16 protein-coding genes are annotated in these 16,491 nt (G+C 42.2%); 15 read left to right on the forward strand and 1 reads right to left on the reverse strand.

The genetic code is table 11. The annotated features are described in order from the left end of the window. Nucleotides 1-46: 46 nt before the first annotated feature. Nucleotides 47-355, forward strand: coding sequence for a DUF6482 family protein (locus L3Q72_RS02975; RefSeq protein WP_275131195.1), 309 nt, complete (start codon nt 47-49; stop codon nt 353-355). Nucleotides 356-414: 59 nt separating this feature from the next. On the opposite strand, the gene mutH is transcribed toward L3Q72_RS02975, so the two are convergent. Next, the gene (gene mutH, locus L3Q72_RS02980) at nt 415-1,080 is read right to left on the reverse strand and encodes a DNA mismatch repair endonuclease MutH (protein ID WP_275131196.1); all 666 of its coding nucleotides are present in this window, start codon (nt 1,078-1,080) and stop codon (nt 415-417) included. A 617-nt stretch (nt 1,081-1,697) separates the two neighbouring features. Between mutH and rppH the strand changes: the two genes are divergently transcribed. The 14 genes from rppH to L3Q72_RS03050 all read left to right on the forward strand — a co-directional run bounded on the left by rppH (nt 1,698) and on the right by L3Q72_RS03050 (nt 16,381). After that, nucleotides 1,698-2,216, forward strand: coding sequence for an RNA pyrophosphohydrolase (gene rppH / locus L3Q72_RS02985; protein ID WP_275132062.1), 519 nt, complete (start codon nt 1,698-1,700; stop codon nt 2,214-2,216). Nucleotides 2,217-2,219: 3 nt separating this feature from the next. After that, complete coding sequence (gene ptsP / locus L3Q72_RS02990; protein ID WP_275131197.1) at nt 2,220-4,469, forward strand: phosphoenolpyruvate--protein phosphotransferase; 2,250 nt, start codon at nt 2,220-2,222, stop codon at nt 4,467-4,469. Nucleotides 4,470-4,474: 5 nt separating this feature from the next. Next, entirely contained in the window at nt 4,475-5,269 is a 795-nt protein-coding gene (locus L3Q72_RS02995; RefSeq protein WP_275131198.1) for a sulfite exporter TauE/SafE family protein, read from the forward strand. A gap of 23 nt (nt 5,270-5,292) precedes the next feature. Beyond that, nucleotides 5,293-6,099 carry a prolipoprotein diacylglyceryl transferase gene (gene lgt, locus L3Q72_RS03000; protein ID WP_275131199.1) on the forward strand — a complete coding sequence of 269 codons (807 nt, stop codon included), beginning with the start codon at nt 5,293-5,295 and terminating at the stop codon, nt 6,097-6,099. A 462-nt stretch (nt 6,100-6,561) separates the two neighbouring features. After that, nucleotides 6,562-7,086 carry a toxin-activating lysine-acyltransferase gene (locus L3Q72_RS03005; RefSeq protein ID WP_275131200.1) on the forward strand — a complete coding sequence of 175 codons (525 nt, stop codon included), beginning with the start codon at nt 6,562-6,564 and terminating at the stop codon, nt 7,084-7,086. Further along, nucleotides 7,076-8,461, forward strand: a complete 1,386-nt coding sequence (locus L3Q72_RS03010) for a protein adenylyltransferase SelO family protein (protein WP_275131201.1) — start codon at nt 7,076-7,078, stop codon at nt 8,459-8,461. The genes L3Q72_RS03005 and L3Q72_RS03010 overlap by 11 nt, the downstream gene beginning before the upstream one ends. A gap of 12 nt (nt 8,462-8,473) precedes the next feature. Continuing rightward, entirely contained in the window at nt 8,474-9,646 is a 1,173-nt protein-coding gene (locus L3Q72_RS03015) for a glycosyltransferase (RefSeq protein ID WP_275131202.1), read from the forward strand. A gap of 63 nt (nt 9,647-9,709) precedes the next feature. Next, nucleotides 9,710-9,997: a hypothetical protein gene (locus L3Q72_RS03020; protein ID WP_275131203.1), complete on the forward strand. Its 288-nt coding sequence runs from the start codon at nt 9,710-9,712 to the stop codon at nt 9,995-9,997. 59 nt (nt 9,998-10,056) lie between these two features. After that, nucleotides 10,057-10,248: a hypothetical protein gene (locus L3Q72_RS03025; RefSeq protein ID WP_275131204.1), complete on the forward strand. Its 192-nt coding sequence runs from the start codon at nt 10,057-10,059 to the stop codon at nt 10,246-10,248. Next, the gene (locus tag L3Q72_RS03030) at nt 10,229-11,215 is read left to right on the forward strand and encodes a radical SAM protein (protein ID WP_275131205.1); all 987 of its coding nucleotides are present in this window, start codon (nt 10,229-10,231) and stop codon (nt 11,213-11,215) included. Before L3Q72_RS03025 ends, L3Q72_RS03030 begins: the two co-directional genes overlap by 20 nt. A gap of 12 nt (nt 11,216-11,227) precedes the next feature. Next, on the forward strand, nt 11,228-12,496 hold the full coding sequence (locus L3Q72_RS03035; protein WP_275131206.1) for an HlyD family efflux transporter periplasmic adaptor subunit: 1,269 nt from the start codon (nt 11,228-11,230) through the stop codon (nt 12,494-12,496). 3 nt (nt 12,497-12,499) lie between these two features. Then, nucleotides 12,500-14,632, forward strand: a complete 2,133-nt coding sequence (locus L3Q72_RS03040) for a peptidase domain-containing ABC transporter (protein WP_275131207.1) — start codon at nt 12,500-12,502, stop codon at nt 14,630-14,632. An 87-nt stretch (nt 14,633-14,719) separates the two neighbouring features. Further along, nucleotides 14,720-15,421: a hypothetical protein gene (locus L3Q72_RS03045; protein ID WP_275131208.1), complete on the forward strand. Its 702-nt coding sequence runs from the start codon at nt 14,720-14,722 to the stop codon at nt 15,419-15,421. 108 nt (nt 15,422-15,529) lie between these two features. Further along, nucleotides 15,530-16,381 carry a thymidylate synthase gene (locus L3Q72_RS03050; RefSeq protein WP_275131209.1) on the forward strand — a complete coding sequence of 284 codons (852 nt, stop codon included), beginning with the start codon at nt 15,530-15,532 and terminating at the stop codon, nt 16,379-16,381. The last annotated feature ends 110 nt before the right edge of the window (nt 16,382-16,491 follow it).

The raw sequence follows: 16,491 nt of genomic DNA on the forward strand, positions 1-16,491 counted from the left end.
AGCAACCGGGTCTGGCTGGGCTAAGCTTTAATTGAGGAGGACTGTTATGCAAATAAACCAACTTGATCATTGGCTGCATGGCGAGCATAAGGACAGTTATGTACCGCCTAAAATCTATGTGATCAGCTGTGAAGATGTCTCAGAATATCTGCTGGCGGTAGAGTACAAGCACAGACTGGAACCGATTCGTAAAGATGGGGAGCCGGTGCATTTTTCTTCTCTGGAAAAAGTGAAAGAGGAGCTTGTACGTTTAGGCGTGGATTCGGTTTACCTCAGGCTGCACAATACCGACGACGAATGTGGTGCCCCTGAAGGTAGCGTTTCCTATCATGACATAGAATTATCGCTGCATTAGCAAACACAGAACGAATATTGATCTAAATGAGATCGTTTAGGTCAATAGTTCTTTTTGTGCTAGATAAAATGCCGTTTGAGAATGCGGTCTGTAAACTGAGTTCTCAGGTAAAAGCCGCGCGGCAGTGTTTTTATCGGCTTGCCTGTTGCCCCGTATGCTTCTGTCAGTACCCGTCCGTTTGCCGCCTTTGGCCTTAACTGAAGCACTTCTCCGTGTTTAGCGGTAATCTGGGCCACCTGTCCTAAGACAATAAACTCCATCAGCTCTTCCCAGTCCTGACGCAACTGATCCTCTTCCTCTTCAGAAGGCGACCAGAGAAGTGGAGAGCCCACATGGCGCTCTGCAAGCGGGATCTCTCTTTCTCCCTCAACCGGGATCCACAATACTCTGGACAGTTTCTGCCTGACATGGCTGGATTCCCAGGTAAGACCATGTACTCCGGTAAGCGGAGCGACGCAGACAAAGGTGGTTTCCAGAGGCTTGCCTGTATAGCTGATGGGAATGCTCTTTAGCTCGATGCCAAGTTCAGCAAAGTCCTGCTCCGGTTTGCTGCCGGCAGGGGCGCCAAGGTGCCACTCCAGCAGTTGTCCCACCCAGCCTTTATCTTTCTTCAGGTCTTTAGGGACCGGAATACCAGCCTCTTCAGCCAGTTCCTGAAAAGTCAGGCCTGCGATTTGCTGTGCTCTTTCTAGTAATTCGGCTTCAGATTTTGGTGTCGGTTTCATAGCTGGACTTAGGGGAAACGGATAAAACCTGCGGATTATAACAGACTTTTATGATCTCTATCGCCGGATCGGGTTGAGTGAAAAATGATCATTTTAAAAAGTTATCCACAGAATATACTCTCTCTGCTGATTTTTATATTGGACTGTATGAATAAACAGGTCTTTTAACCCAATAAAATGGTTGCAAAAATTTGTGTTTAGTGAAATCAGGCTGGCGTGATGTGGATAAAGCTTAAGGTGGTGGATCTTTGACCGATCTGTTTTATATAAAGATCCTCCAGTTTTTTGACCTGTGAAAACTTGTGTTTATTTGTGGTTAACTGCTTAATATAAAACATAATTATTGCGCTATGGTGCTGGCGGCTCTCTAATTGAGAGATTAATAAATAAACAGTAAAAAATGCAAATGACAAATTCTGCACAAACTTATTCACAGAAAAGGTGAATAAATGTGGTCTGTATCTCATTTGTGTGTTGATAACTTATATTGGAGTGTGAGCTTATTCAAAAAGTGGGCTCTGGCTAATAAATCTAATGGAAATTTATCCCTTAAATTTGCTCCGTTACAGGATATGTGGAAAAATCATGCCAACAAAAAATTTTTTAGAGGTCGGCCAGTGATCGATGGCGATGGTTACCGCTTAAATGTGGGGATCGTAATATGTAACAACCATGGTCAGGTATTCTGGGCAAAACGATACGGACAACATTCCTGGCAATTCCCGCAAGGGGGAATTGATGACGGAGAAACACCGGAGCAGGCAATGTTTCGTGAACTGTACGAGGAAGTTGGTCTTACTCGTCAGGACGTGAAAATTATAGCGACAAGTCGTCATTGGTTAAGGTACCGCCTACCAAAACGGCTGGTGCGCTGGGATTCAAAGCCCGTTTGTATCGGTCAAAAACAGAAATGGTTTTTACTGCGTTTAGATTGTGATGAGTCTAAGATCAATATGCAGCGCGGTAATACCCCTGAATTTGATGGTTGGCGCTGGGTAAGTTATTGGTACCCGGTAAGACAAGTTGTTTCTTTTAAGCGAGATGTTTATCGACGCGCGATGAAGGAGTTTGCTTCATCTGCTATGCCGTACAGAGAGCGTAGAGTGAAAGGCAAACGAAAAAATCGTAAAGGATAGATAATGCTTACTCAGCTAAGGGACATAGTTGAACAGGTTTCCAGGCTTGATGATGTTCATCAGGCTCTGGAGCTATTGGTAAAAGAAACCTGTACTGCACTTCAGACGGAGTGTTGTACAGTTTATTTTGCCAATGATGAAAAGCAGCGTCTGGAGCTGATGGCAACCCAGGGGCTGAAGTTCAGAGGTAATACGATTCATATCGGTTATCAGGAAGGTCTGGTTGGTCTGGTTAAAAGAAGCGCTGAGCCAGTTAACCTGACGGATGTCTCTTCTCACCCTGACTTCAAATTCTTTCCCGAGCTGGGGGAGGATATCTATCACTCTTTTCTTGGCACTCCCATTATTTACCAGAAGCAGGTTCTGGGTGTTCTGGTCATTCAGCAAAAATCCCGCCGTCTGTTTAGTGAGATGGAAGAATCTTTTCTGGTGACGCTTGCCGCTCAGGTTGCGGTGATCATTGCTCATGCTCAGGCTCAGGGACAGTGGCTGCTGACGGAGAAGAAAACCGAATCTTTCTCTGGTGTGGCAGCATCGTCCGGTGTTGCAGTCGGAAAATTTTGGTGGGATAACACTCAGCCGGAGCTGAGTCAGGTCTGCCCGGCTTCCACGCTGGATATTGATCAGGAGCAGGAGTGGCTGATGCTGGCGGTGGAAAGCGCACTGGCAGATTTCCGCCGGATGAGAAAAAAGCTGGACAGCGAAATCAATAAAGAAGCGCTGGCGATTTTTGATCTCTTTACCCACCTGCTTAACGATCCTATGTTGCGCTCGGATTTAAAGGCGCAGATTAATACCGGCGACAGAGCTGACTGGGCGCTGAGGCAAGTGGTGGAATCCTATTCTAACCGCTTTGCCAAGATGACCGATGCTTATATGCGTGAAAGAGCGCAGGACATCAGAGAGCTGGGGCAGAGGCTGCTCTATTTTCTGCATAATACGGAAGAGGGCCAGTTCGAGCTTAAAGAGCCGGTTATTCTTGTTGTCCGCGAACTTACCGCGTCAATACTTGCCAGCGTTCCGAAAGATAAGTTGCTGGCCGTGGTTTCGCTTGAAGGGGCTGCTAACTCTCATGCTGCGATACTGTCCAGAGCACTGGGTGTTCCTGCGGTAATGGGGGCAAGTTTTGAGCCTGAGCGTATTCATAAGAGAATGGGCATTGTTGACGGCTACAATGGCGACATCCTGGTAGAACCCAATGCCCACTTGCTGGCAGAGTATCGCTCACTCCAGAGAGAGGAATCTGAGCTTTCTGATTTGGTGGAAGGAGAGCTTTCCAAGGCGTCCTGTACCAAAGATGGCTGTAAAGTGGAGATCCTTTTGAATGCCGGTCTGAGTGCGGATACCAGCATAGCGGTCAATCAGGGAGTCAGTGGCGTTGGCCTTTACCGGACCGAAATATCTTTTCTGCTTCAGCACCGCTTCCCTTCGGAAGAGGAGCAGATGCAGCAGTACCGGGCGGTGCTTTCCTCATACCCGGATAAAAAAGTGGTGATGCGCACCCTGGATATCGGTGGAGACAAGGCGTTGCCTTACCTGCCAATTGAAGAGGATAACCCCTTCCTTGGCTGGCGCGGTATCAGGTTCACTCTGGATCATCCGGATATACTGCTTATCCAGCTCAGGGCAATGCTGAAAGCAAGCATAGGAACGGATAATCTTAAAATTCTGCTGCCTATGATCGCCAGTACTCAGGAACTGGATGAAGCCAGGGCGTTTATCGAGCAGGCTTACAATGAAGTAAAAGAGCTGACACCGGATGTGAAGAAGCCGGAAGTCGGCGTTATGGTTGAAGTGCCTTCCATGATCTACCTGCTTCCGTTTATTGCCGGTAAGGTTGACTTTGTTTCTGTGGGCAGCAATGACTTAACTCAGTATTTACTGGCTGTAGACCGGAACAATTCCCGTGTTTCTGATGTCTATGAAACCATTCATCCGGCGGTGATTATGGCTCTGAAGCAGATTCTGGAGACATGTCAGCAATTTAATTTACCTGTCAGCGTATGTGGTGAGTTAGCCGGTGATCCGGTCGGTGCATTGCTGCTTGTGGGATTGGGTTACCGCTCGCTGAGTATGAACACATCGAATGTGGCCAGAATAAAATATCTGCTGCGTAAGTCGGATTCTCAGGATTTAGAACGACTTGCTAACAAAGCTTTGATGCAATCGTACGGTCAAAACACCTATAATATGATGTTTCAGTACCTGGAAGAGAATGAGCTTGCAGGTTTCACCAGAGCAGGAAAAAGGTAATTTCTTTGGATTTTGAATTGTTAGCTATGCTGCTTGCGCTAGGCGGCATTGTCGGTGTTCTGGCCGGGCTGCTTGGTATCGGAGGGGGAATCGTAGTTGTTCCGGCGTTATCGGTTATGCTCCCGGCATTCGGAATTCGCCCTGATATCGTTATGCATATCGCGCTTGCAACCTCACTGGCTACCATCATTCTTACAGCAGGGTCATCAGCTTTTAATCATCTGAAGCTGGGAAATGTGGATTTCGCGGTGGTAAAGTGGCTGCTGCCGGGCATTATGACAGGTGGATTTGCCGGTTCTTATATTGCTGACTTTGTTCCTGAGTACCTGTTGCCCAAGATTTTTGGTGTCATCGTAACTTTACTTGGGCTGCAGATGCTTTTTGCTGTGCGCTTTAAGCGGGTTAAAGCCTCGCAGGGTAAGGTTTCAACTGTCATTGCCGGCTCTGTTATCGGTACTGTTTCTGCTTTGGCCGGAATTGGTGGCGGAACCATTATTGTTCCCTATCTGAGCCGGTATGGTGTAGAGATGCGAAGGGCTGTCGGCTCCGCTTCCGTTTGTGGTGCAGTGGTGGCGATTTCTGGTATGACAGGGTTTATACTGCATGGCGTGAGTGCAGAACACCTTCCGCCATACTCTGTCGGCTATGTATATCTGCCGGCACTATTTGCAATTGCGTGCACTTCCGTTTTGACAACAAAAATCGGTGCGAATCTGGCAACTCAGTTGCCGACTCCGACGCTGAAGAAGATATTTGCAGTATTTCTGCTTTTTGTTGCGGCTAAGATGTTATTTTCCTAGAGATACTATTTTAAGAGTTGGTTATGTCTCAAACATTTATCGAGTTTCCCCAGATTGACCCTGTCTTGTTTTCATTAGGGCCGCTGTCTGTACGCTGGTACGGGCTGATGTATCTTTTTGGTTTTATGTTCGCGCTCTGGCTGGCCAACAGAAGGGCAGACAAAGAGGGCAGTGGCTGGAACCGTGAACAGGTTTCAGACCTGCTGTTTGCCGGGTTCCTGGGTGTGGTTATTGGCGGGCGTGTCGGTTATGTGTTTTTCTATAACTTTGGTCTGTTTGTGGAAGATCCCCTGTATCTGTTTAAAGTCTGGACCGGAGGTATGTCATTCCACGGAGGCCTGCTGGGCGTGATTACCGCTATGGCCTGGTACGGTTACAGAAACAAGCGCACTTTTTTCAGTATTGCCGATTTTGTTGCGCCACTTGTTCCCTTCGGACTGGGAATGGGACGACTGGGCAACTTTATGAATGATGAGCTGTGGGGACGTGTAACAGATGTGCCGTGGGCGGTTCTGTTCCCAAGTGGTGGCTACCTGCCTCGTCACCCGTCTCAGCTGTATGAATTTGCTCTGGAAGGGGTAGTACTCTTCTTTATTCTGAACGCATTTATTCGCAAACCTAAGCCTGAGGGCGCGGTTTCAGGCCTGTTTTTAATTGGTTATGGCTCTTTCCGGTTTATTGTAGAATACTTCCGTGAACCGGATGCCCACCTTGGCCTGTTTGGCGGCGTGATCTCCATGGGACAGATATTATCGTCTCCGATGATAATCCTTGGCGTAATCATGATGGTGTGGGCATATAAGAGAAACAGTGCCGCTTTGCAGAAGTAATCTGGCCCAATAATTTTCGCCGGGTAAGTAAAAACCGCCTTCAGGAAAGGCGGTTTTTTTAACTAAGATATAATTGTGTCTTAGTTAAACAATTCCTCTCATAAAACTCATCGCCCCCTAAGACCTCTTACCCAATTAGCCCTTCAATGCTACAAATTCATTTATTTTCTTTCTGTATATGGTGGAAGTAATAGGTAAGAATTATTATACAAAAAATAATCTTATAGATTTTTCTTATATAGAAAGTGTCAAAATTTTGGCTTAAAGTATCAAAACGTTAATTAATTTCATGTGAAATGCGAGGCTTATCATGTTCTATTATGTCGGTATATATACATACAGAACGCCTGGGAGTATATTTTTTTGCATGGTTGTTAACTTGATGTTTTGTTTTGTTATTTAAATGTAAGCAACCTGAATTTCTTATTGTATTGTATTGTATTCACTTTGATAGGTGGGCTTATGCGATGTTATGAGAAAAATCAGAACCTTCCAATCAGTAGCCTGAATGCTTTGTTCATCGGCAGAGAACAAAGAGGCAAGTCTAAAGAAGAAGTATTGCAGGAACTTGGTCAATTTTTAGAAATTTCAGCTAAAAGCCAAGGCATGCAAGAAATCAATATTAGTTCATTTTTACATTGGGTGAAGCCTGCTATTCTGCACGACCAATATGTATTCATCAAAAATGAAGGTGATATAGAAGCCTGCGGATACGTGCTTTGGGCCTGGGTAGACAGAAATACATTAATTGAATACTTAAATAAAGAGCGTTTTAGCCTTCATCCGATGTGTTGGAATGAGGGTGAGCACCTTATCATTGTTGATTTTTTTTGCTCCGACAAATCAATATCTCATTTTCTAATAAAGCAGCTATATAGAAAAGCCCGGTATCAGGCTGGTATTTCATACAAAAGTGTAAACATCAGCATTCGGGATAATACTGGTTCAGTAGTTAAGCATAATAGGAGAGATGGTTATGAATACTAATATCGTTTCACCTGTTATTGAAAAGAGTGATGAAAAGTTTAGTATTTTGGGTAAAAAATTACCTGAAATTTCATTTTCATCATTTGAAACATCGCGATTAAAAAATACTGAACTTGTTTGGGTAAATGAGGAGCTACTTGAAAAATATGGTATCCAGGGTTCTTCTGTGGATATAGAGCGTTATTTATTAGGTGAATATTCTTACGTTTCTTCTGGTTATGTGAATCCAAGTCGTTTGATTACAAGCGATTGCAAAACATTTTGGGCAGATCGTTATGGTTCCAGACATGAAGTATGTAATGGTGGAAGTGCCCGGTGTGGATTTGATGGCTATTTTCAGGTTAAAGGGGTTGGCTTAACACCTCTTTTATCCCAAAACATGAGTAAATCGCACTCTAATGGAAAGCTATTTTTAGATGAAGCGATTTTAGAAACTGTCTGGGGCGAAGTTTGTCATCGGCATTTACCTTTTGGTGCTGTCAGAACCCTGGCCATTATAAAAACTAATGTACAGGAAGAATTTTTATATTCAGATGAACGACCAAAAAAGCCGTGCGCCTTAGCGGTAAGGGAGTTTTCAGTTCGACCAGCTCATTTTGAGAGAGCGACCTTTTTCTGGCCGTCATCAGAGCATATTTCTTTGAGATATGATGATGCTAAAAGGGTGCGTGAGAGTATCAAGTTTCTGCCTATAGCTTTAGGTCTGGTTAATACTGAATTATCAGGTAAACAAGATTTATATGATTGTCTAAATACAATCATACTACGTATTTCAAAGCAAATAGCTTATTCAAGAGTTAAAGGTATACCCCACGGTTCTCTAACGAGCTCTAATATTGGGATTGATGGTCGATTTTTAGATTTTGGAACAATTACTGCTGTACCAGATTTTGGTAATTATGCTCTTGCCAATGGTGTAGGGGCTGTTTGGGATGACCATAAGTTAATCTCAGATTGGTTGATGAATTTATTTGTAACTTTAAAAAAATATGCCTTTTTTGGTGGTGATTTATCTTATGAATACTTAAGTGGTTTGCTAGATACATTTCTTAATGAGTTAGAACGTCAGGAAAATATCGCTATTTTGGAAGAGCTTGGTGTAAGTGAGGTAAATGAAAATAATTTAGCAATAGCAAAAGATATAAAGCTTAATCTTGTTAGTAGCCATCGAGTTAATATAGGTGACTTTAAAGATGAAGTTTTTAGAAAGAAGATAAAAAGAATCGCATTATCAAAAGGCTTAAAGGTAGGAAAAGTTAAATTTGAATTAAGAAAGTTCAAATATTCATCATTTGATATTTTAAATAATAAGGATTTACACAACCAAAAGTACTCAAAAGATTCAATTGGTAACTTAATTAAAAGCTATTGCTAAATTGGTGGTGTTATGATTGATTTAATAGAGATTATTTTAATTGCTACATCAACGGTAACCTTACTGGCTACTATTACTTTGTTTTTATCGTATAAATTTCGAAAAGGAATAACATACACTGGCGAATTACCAGCAGTATCTGTTTTTGTTCCGTACTATAACGAAGAACCTGATGTTTTATTAAATGTATTGTCAAAATTAGAACATCAGATATACCCAAAACGTCTTCAGGTACTGCTGATAGATGATGGCTCAAGTAATCAAACAACTAAAGAAATTGAACATTGGTTAACTCAGTCAAGAAATCAGATTTACAAATTGATAAAGAAGCCAACTAATGAAGGTAGAAAGGGATATGCTCTTGATTACGCACTCGACTTAAGTGTTGCAACAGGTGATGTTTATGTCGTTGTAGACAGCGATACTTTTATTGAGCCAAGGGGAATTAAGGAGTTAGTCAGTAAGTTGTGGTCTGACGACAGATACGCAGCAGTGTGCGGGTATATAACCCCTAATAACTATAAAGATAGCTTTATTGGTCTGTTGCAGCATTATGAACATATCAGCTTTTATGGGGCTATTAGAGCCGCACAGGACAAGTTGGGGTGTGTTCCCGTTTTGGCAGGAGCTTTTGTTGCGCACAGAGCTTCAGTAGTGAAAGAGCTTGGTGGCTGGAGTGAATGGTTAGTCGAAGATATAGCCTGGTGCTGGAAAGCTATATCGAATTGCTACAAAACAGGTTATGCGCCAAAAGCAAAGGCAACAACTCAATGTCCTATTGGTGCAAAGGCATTGTTCAGACAAAGACGCAGATGGGCCAGAGGACGGGTAGAAGCTTATATAGTTGCATGGAAAACTCATTGGTTAGCCGGTGTATGTTCAACTCCCTGGTTTGTTATTACTGCGATCCAATATATATTTCCTTCGAGTATTGTCTTATTAGCATTTATGGTGTTCTTTCATATTTGGATTCCTATCGCATTAGGTATTGTAAATATGATCTTTTACCTAATGCTTGTTTCTTTATATATTAGTGAGCATAACTTAAGGAAAGAATTAACTCTAAGTCAGATATTAAGGGCTCCAATATTTTCATTGGTGTTGGAATCTATAACTTGGTTACCAAACCTTTTTGGTTATATCGACGAATTATCAGGTAAAAAGAAATTATGGTTAACACGATAAAATATCTGTTAAGCATTAATGAGCGCAGTACTCTTTTACTGTATTAATGATAAGGAGATTATTATGTATAACCTTAATGCAAGTGAAATTTTGATGGTAGATGGTGGCGGTGATGGTGGTTCAAGTGGAGGTAGCTATGGTGGTAAAGGTGATAATGCCGGAGGATACCCCGCCTCATCGGGTGCTGTTGGTCAGCAAGCAAACTCCTCTTCACAAGGCTGTGCTCAAGCAATCGCGGGTAATGCTATTGGTGGCGCTATCGCAGGTGGAGCCGGTGGATTAGGAGGCTCGTTAGCAGGAGCTATAGGCGGAGGTTTAGCTGGTGCTATGGGCGGATCATGTAGTAGGTAGTTTGATGTAAATCATAGCTCCAGTAATCTGGGGCTATGATATATACAAGGGGGGCTCTTATGCTAATTATTTTTATTTCTTCTTTTTGTGGTTCATTGCTATTTTATTATTCGTCAGGTAAGGAATTCCCTTCAGGGGTAACTGGCTTAACTTCAATTATTGTGCTGGTGTTTTTGATTTACGGTATAAAAAAATTTTTAGAAGACATAGTAATAAAAATTGGGGGCAAAAATGATAGAGGTCAAAAATAAAGGTCGGTTTTTCTCAATAAACTGGGCATTAATGAATAACTGCAACTACAAGTGTCACTATTGTCATTCAGATTTAAGCAGTGGTTCAATAAAAGCACCACCTTATGATGTGGTGATTAGGTTTGTGGAAAAAGCAATTGCACATTCAAAAAAATGTGGTTTAACACCATATTTTGAGTTTGGCGGCGGTGAGGTCACCATTCTCAGGTATTTCGGTAAGCTCATTAAATTTATTCATGAAGACCATGGATTAGTTTCCATTATTTCGAATGGCTCAAAACCTTTGCAATGGTGGCGGGAGAATGCTGAATATCTGAATGGCGTAAGTCTTAGCTATCATGTCAATGATATTAAAGACGAAGCACACTTTATTGAAGTGGTAAAAATACTGGAGCATTCAAAGAATACCAGACTGCACGTCAATGTAATGATGGATCCGCAACGGTTTGATGATTGTTATGCATTCGCAGAATCTCTAAAAGATCAGGCAAGGTGCACGATTGCTCTGCAGCCTCTTTATGAGGGGTTTGGTCATGATGGTATTACAAAAAAATATCACTACTCCGATGAACAAGAATCAGTAATGCAGATCTTTCGTGGCAGACCTGAAAATAAAGAACTACCACAACCAAGAGCACTTTTAGATATTGAATACCCGGATGGAAAAAGGGAAACACTGTCTACATTTGATTTGTTAATCAATGAGCAGGTGAACTTTATCGGTTGGGATTGCTACGCAGGGGTTGAGAGTGTGGTTATAACCTTTACCGGTAAAATATATCGTGCATGGTGTATGCAGGATGGTGCGTTAGGTTCAATTTATGACAACCAGTTCATTCTGCCGACACTGCCTACCCGGTGTCGTACAAAAATTTGCCAGTGTGGGGCAGATATATCTTCTACAAAAGTCAACAGGAAGTTAGCAGAACAATTTAGTGAACGTATCGCTGCCGTGGAAGTTAATTAAGAGGTAGATAATATGACTGCAAGAGGCAATAACCTTTATCGTCCTGAGTATTTTGATGCACGGAAAACAAGCAACGAAGGGAGCATTTTACTCAATACTTCGTTTAATCAGCACGTGTATCTTTGTTTATCAGTATTAGTATTTATTGCTGTAGTCATTTTTATTCGCTTTGCTGAATACACAAGAAGGGAAACCTTAGTAGGAATTGTCAGCCCTCTTGGTGGAATGGTTAAAGTTCAGGCTAACGATTCAGGTTATGTCGAAAAACTGTTCGTAAAAGAAGGCGATAAAGTTGAGCGCTTGTCACCTCTTTATGAAATTAAAACTGAACGATTCGACGAATCAGGTGTAGGCGTTAAAAAGAGAATACTTGCTTCAATTGAAAACCAATATCAATTACTGCTTGAGCGCAGACAACAAGAATTGGAAAAGACACAGTTTGAACGTCAGTCGCTGATAGAGGATATTAATCGGTTAGACGCTGAAATAAGCATATTAAAAAATGTACTTAAGCTCTCCAACTATGAATTAGCACTTACGCAAAAGTTAATCAATAAACAGGAAGCGTTACTTAGAAATAATTTTCTGTCAGAAATTGATTATCAAAAACAACAGCTTGAACTTATTTCCAAAGAGTCACAAACGCAAACCCATAACTTAAATCTGCAAAGATTACTAAGAGAAAAACAAAAGCTTATTACAAGCCGGAAAAATCTTGGTATTAGCCTAAATATCACCCTGAAAGAACTGGACAGACAATTAGAAACAATTACTCAGAGCAAAGTTGAGTTTTTGTACCAGAGCGATAGTCAGGTTATTTCACCCATTAAAGGAATTGTCGCATTGATACTTGCTGAGGAGGGACATTCAGTAATGAATGGTCAACCCTTGCTGGTAATTGTGCCGGAGAGTGAGGAAGCGTTTGTAGAGTTGTTTGCCCCTAGTCGCAGTATTGGTTTTATGAAAGAAGGACAGAAAGTGAGACTGAGGTTCGATGCGTTTCCTTATGAGAAGTTTGGTGTTCAGACCGGAGTAATTACCAGCGTATCTCAGTCTGCCGTTGCACCAGAAATGATAGCGAATCGCAGTTTAATCAACAGGGCAGAGGCCGAAGGTCTGTATCAGGTCAGAGTTGAGCTCTCTAAGCCAACGATAACGGTATATGGGCGAGAGGAACGTTTTGTTTCGGGAATGACGGTTGTTGCTGATGTGGAGCTAGATACACGTAAGATTTACGAGTGGATGCTTGAACCGTTATATACCATCAAAGGGAAGATTTAATCCATGGAAATGATCAGTCAGTTAGATTGGGGATGGGGTAAAAAACTGGCTTTGGTACGCCAGACTGAAAGTGCCGAGTGTGGTGTTGCATGTTTAGCTATGATAGCGGACTGGCATGGGCATAAAATTAGTTTAAGGCACTTGAGAGAAAAGTTTGGCATCACTCAGCATGGTATGTCATTTGCCCGCCTGATAGAGTGTGCCGAGCTGCTAAAGCTTTCTGGCAGGGCCGTGAGACTTGATTTAGATGAATTAGATCAATTAAGTACGCCTTGCATCCTCCACTGGAATTTAAACCACTTCGTTGTGCTTAAATCCGTGAAGCGAGACAAAGTGGTACTTCATGATCCGGCTAATGGTGTTGTTCAACAAACTCTAGCTGAGGTGAACAAGCATTTTACAGGTATAGCACTTGAGTTAACGCCAACTCATGACTTTAAAAAACGCTATGAAAAAGAAAAAACAAAACTGTCCGAACTTATTGGGAAAACGATAGGTTTAAAAGCCTCGCTGATTAAAATCTTTGTCTTCGCTTTAGTGCTGGAAGCACTCGCTTTACTACTGCCTATGCTGAATCAGATAGTGATTGATGAGGTTTTAGTTGGTTATGATGAAAATTTACTCATATTAATTATTTTTGCCATTCTTATCATCACTGCTACACAGACATTGATTGGTTTAGCTAAGGAATGGGCTACGATCTCCTTGTCAGTAAATTTCAATCTGCAATGGACTGCGAATGTTTTTCATCACCTTTTTCGTTTGCCTGTTGAATGGTTTGAGAAACGAGATATCGGCAGCATTAGCGCAAAATTTGCAGCAATCAATGTCATTCAAAACACATTAACTACGAGCGTCATTCAGGCATTGCTTGATCTGGTGTTGGTCATTGGAACTCTAGTGTTAATGCTGCTGTACAGTCCGGTCCTTTCTGCTATCGCAATCATTGCTGCCTTTATTTATGTCTTATTGCGCTTTGTATGGTTTGGTGCGTTTAAAAGAGCGGAAGAGAACACTTGGGAGGCCAATACACAAGAGGAAAGTTACTTCTTAGAAACGGCCAGAGGTGTTTTAAGTCTCCGGGTCAACGGAACACTTCCCTGGCGAGAATCGGCGTGGCGCAATTTAAACATTCGCAGACGAAACGCCCAACTTTATGAGCTTAAACTAGGGATGATTTATAACACAATAAATATCTCCATCATCAGCTTAGTTTCTGCTTCTGTGCTTTGGTTTGGAGCAAATTTGGTATTAAGTGGAGAATTCACTATAGGAATGCTTGTGGCTTTTTTGTCATACCAGGGGCGTTTTTCGGGGAGTATCAGTTCGTTAATAGATAAGTATTTTGAGTACAAAATGCTTTCAATATACAACGAGAGACTTGCAGATATTGTGCTTACTCAAAAAGAAGTGAACTATGACTATGGAATTGCCTCTGCTCAACTCAAATCAACAGTTGATAGCACGGAGCTGATTGATTTTTCCAATGTGTCTTTTTCCTATGGCACAAATGAACCTCTCCTACTGAATAAGGCTTCATTTAAGCTCAAACAAGGTGAAATTGTCGCGCTGGTAGGCCCTTCGGGTTGTGGTAAGTCAACCATTTCCAAGCTATTACTTGGCATTTATCAGCCCACTTCCGGTCATATTAAATTTTTCGGTAACTCCAATCTTTCAGTGAAAGAGGTAAGGCAACGTATCGGAGTGGTACTTCAAGAGGATCAATTGTTTAGTGGCTCAATTATTGAGAATATAACCTTCTTTGGCTCAAAACTGGATGAGGAATTGTTGGTTCAGTGTGCTCAAAAAGCAGGGGTACATGACGACATAGAGCGATTAAACATGGGATACCATACTTTGGTCGGAGAGATGGGTTCGAGTTTATCCGGTGGACAAAAGCAAAGAATTTTAATCGCACGAGCGTTATATAAAAAACCAGAATTGTTGATATTGGATGAAGCAACAAGCAGCTTAGACATACACACAGAATCATTAGTTTGTCAGAAATTCAGAGAAATTGGACTACCAATTTTAATGATTGCTCATCGTCCGGAAACCATAGCCTCTTCGGATAGGGTTTTGCTTTTGAAAGATGGTTTGATTACCGAAGTGCTAGGCACATATAGAGTGGAGTAAGCAAAAACATACCTGATGATTGTGTCATTTCTGGAGATCTTTGTGTTGTAAAAACATTTCTTATACAAGCTGAATAAGGAGTTTTCTATGATGTATCGAACTAATCTCATTACCTTAGTCGTTATACTCTCAGGATGTGCTGAGCCACAAATTATAGTCCCTCCACAATACAAAGTTATGATCACAGGAGATACTCTTGTTTATGAAGGAATGATCACTGGGAATGCTGTTTTAGAAGCGGTAAGACTGGTCAGGCTGAGTGATAAAAAAGTTAAAAAACTAAGAATCACGAGCACTGGTGGTGATATGGCGGTTGGAATCGAATTTGGATATTTCGTCAGAGAGAACAACCTTGATGTAGAGGTTAGTCAGCTTTGCTTTTCATCCTGCGCTAACTATGTATTACCCGCCGCTAATCATATCGTAATAAAGGCAGATGCGCTGCTCGGGTGGCATGGAGGAGCAAAACAGGCCGATGAGCTATGGGAACAAAATGTGCCTAATAATGTCCGTAAAGATTTTTTTTCCTATTTAGACCGTCTGAGAGTCAAGGAAACCGCCTTTTTTGAAATGGTTGGTGTTGATCAGGATATTACTAACTATGGGCATTTAAGGAGTGACAGTTGTCAGAAACAAGAGCAAACCGCGGGTTGGTTTTATTCGTTAAATGACTTAGACCATATGGGAATAAAGAATATCGAGATTCAAAGTGGCGAACTATCAACCAAGATCAAGTATAACAGCGATGATATAACCTCTTGTCTGATGCCGGAGATCTTTAAAATTTGAGCTTGGAACCCTGCACCTTTTTCAGATTCAAAGACTTTGTTACACCGTTTTATTGTATACTCACGTGACCTCAAGATGCAGGCAGACTTCTTAAGATAGGAATTACCGGTGAGACAATATTTAGATCTATGTCAGCGAATTGTTGATGAAGGCGTATGGGTTGAAAACAAGCGTACAGGTAAGCGTTGCCTTACCGTTATTAACGCAGATCTGACCTATGATGTAGGGAATAACCAGTTCCCGCTGGTTACCACCAGAAAGAGCTTCTGGAAAGCTGCGGTAGCTGAGCTACTGGGCTATATCCGCGGATATGACAACGCAGAAGACTTCAGAAAGCTGGGTACTAAAACCTGGGATGCCAATGCAAACCTGAACCAGGCCTGGCTGAACAATGCTTACCGTAAAGGTGAGGATGATATGGGCCGTGTATATGGTGTACAGGGCCGCGCCTGGGCAAAACCTGATGGCGGCCATATCGACCAGTTAAAGAAAATCGTGGATGACCTGAGCCGTGGAATTGATGACCGTGGTGAAATCCTGAATTTCTACAACCCGGGTGAGTTCCATATGGGTTGTCTGCGCCCGTGTATGTACAGCCACCACTTTTCGCTTCTGGGTGACACCTTGTATCTAAACAGCACTCAGCGCTCCTGTGATGTTCCACTTGGCCTGAATTTCAATATGGTTCAGGTCTATGTATTCCTGGCGCTGATGGCCCAGATAACAGGAAAGAAACCAGGCCTTGCTTACCACAAGCTTGTAAACGCACACATCTACGAAGACCAGCTTGAATTAATGCGAGACGTTCAGCTTAAGCGTGAACCTCTGTCTGCCCCTGAATTTAAGATTAACCCTGACATTAAATCTCTGGAAGATTTGGAAACCTGGGTAACGCTGGATGATTTTGAGGTTAGCGGGTATGAGTGTCATGAGGGGATTAAGTATCCGTTTTCGGTTTAGATAGGGCTATGGGGGCTGCGCCCTGAAGGCTATGGGGCAATGGGGAGTAGAACTTATTTAACTTCATAGGCTAACAAAAAACCTCACACTGAAAGTTCAGATGTGAGGTT

Source organism: Vibrio sp. JC009, from assembly GCF_029016485.1.
GTDB lineage: Bacteria > Pseudomonadota > Gammaproteobacteria > Enterobacterales > Vibrionaceae > Vibrio.

Excerpts from the sequence above, each read along its gene's own strand:
- L3Q72_RS02975 (WP_275131195.1), top strand. The coding sequence starts at position 47 with ATGCAAATAAACCAACTTGATCATTGGCTGCATGGCGAGCATAAGGAC.
- mutH (WP_275131196.1), bottom strand. The coding sequence starts at position 1,080 with ATGAAACCGACACCAAAATCTGAAGCCGAATTACTAGAAAGAGCACAG.
- ptsP (WP_275131197.1), top strand. The coding sequence starts at position 2,220 with ATGCTTACTCAGCTAAGGGACATAGTTGAACAGGTTTCCAGGCTTGAT.
- lgt (WP_275131199.1), top strand. The coding sequence starts at position 5,293 with ATGTCTCAAACATTTATCGAGTTTCCCCAGATTGACCCTGTCTTGTTT.
- L3Q72_RS03005 (WP_275131200.1), top strand. The coding sequence starts at position 6,562 with ATGCGATGTTATGAGAAAAATCAGAACCTTCCAATCAGTAGCCTGAAT.
- L3Q72_RS03010 (WP_275131201.1), top strand. The coding sequence starts at position 7,076 with ATGAATACTAATATCGTTTCACCTGTTATTGAAAAGAGTGATGAAAAG.
- L3Q72_RS03015 (WP_275131202.1), top strand. The coding sequence starts at position 8,474 with ATGATTGATTTAATAGAGATTATTTTAATTGCTACATCAACGGTAACC.
- L3Q72_RS03020 (WP_275131203.1), top strand. The coding sequence starts at position 9,710 with ATGTATAACCTTAATGCAAGTGAAATTTTGATGGTAGATGGTGGCGGT.
- L3Q72_RS03025 (WP_275131204.1), top strand. The coding sequence starts at position 10,057 with ATGCTAATTATTTTTATTTCTTCTTTTTGTGGTTCATTGCTATTTTAT.
- L3Q72_RS03030 (WP_275131205.1), top strand. The coding sequence starts at position 10,229 with ATGATAGAGGTCAAAAATAAAGGTCGGTTTTTCTCAATAAACTGGGCA.
- L3Q72_RS03035 (WP_275131206.1), top strand. The coding sequence starts at position 11,228 with ATGACTGCAAGAGGCAATAACCTTTATCGTCCTGAGTATTTTGATGCA.
- L3Q72_RS03040 (WP_275131207.1), top strand. The coding sequence starts at position 12,500 with ATGGAAATGATCAGTCAGTTAGATTGGGGATGGGGTAAAAAACTGGCT.
- L3Q72_RS03045 (WP_275131208.1), top strand. The coding sequence starts at position 14,720 with ATGATGTATCGAACTAATCTCATTACCTTAGTCGTTATACTCTCAGGA.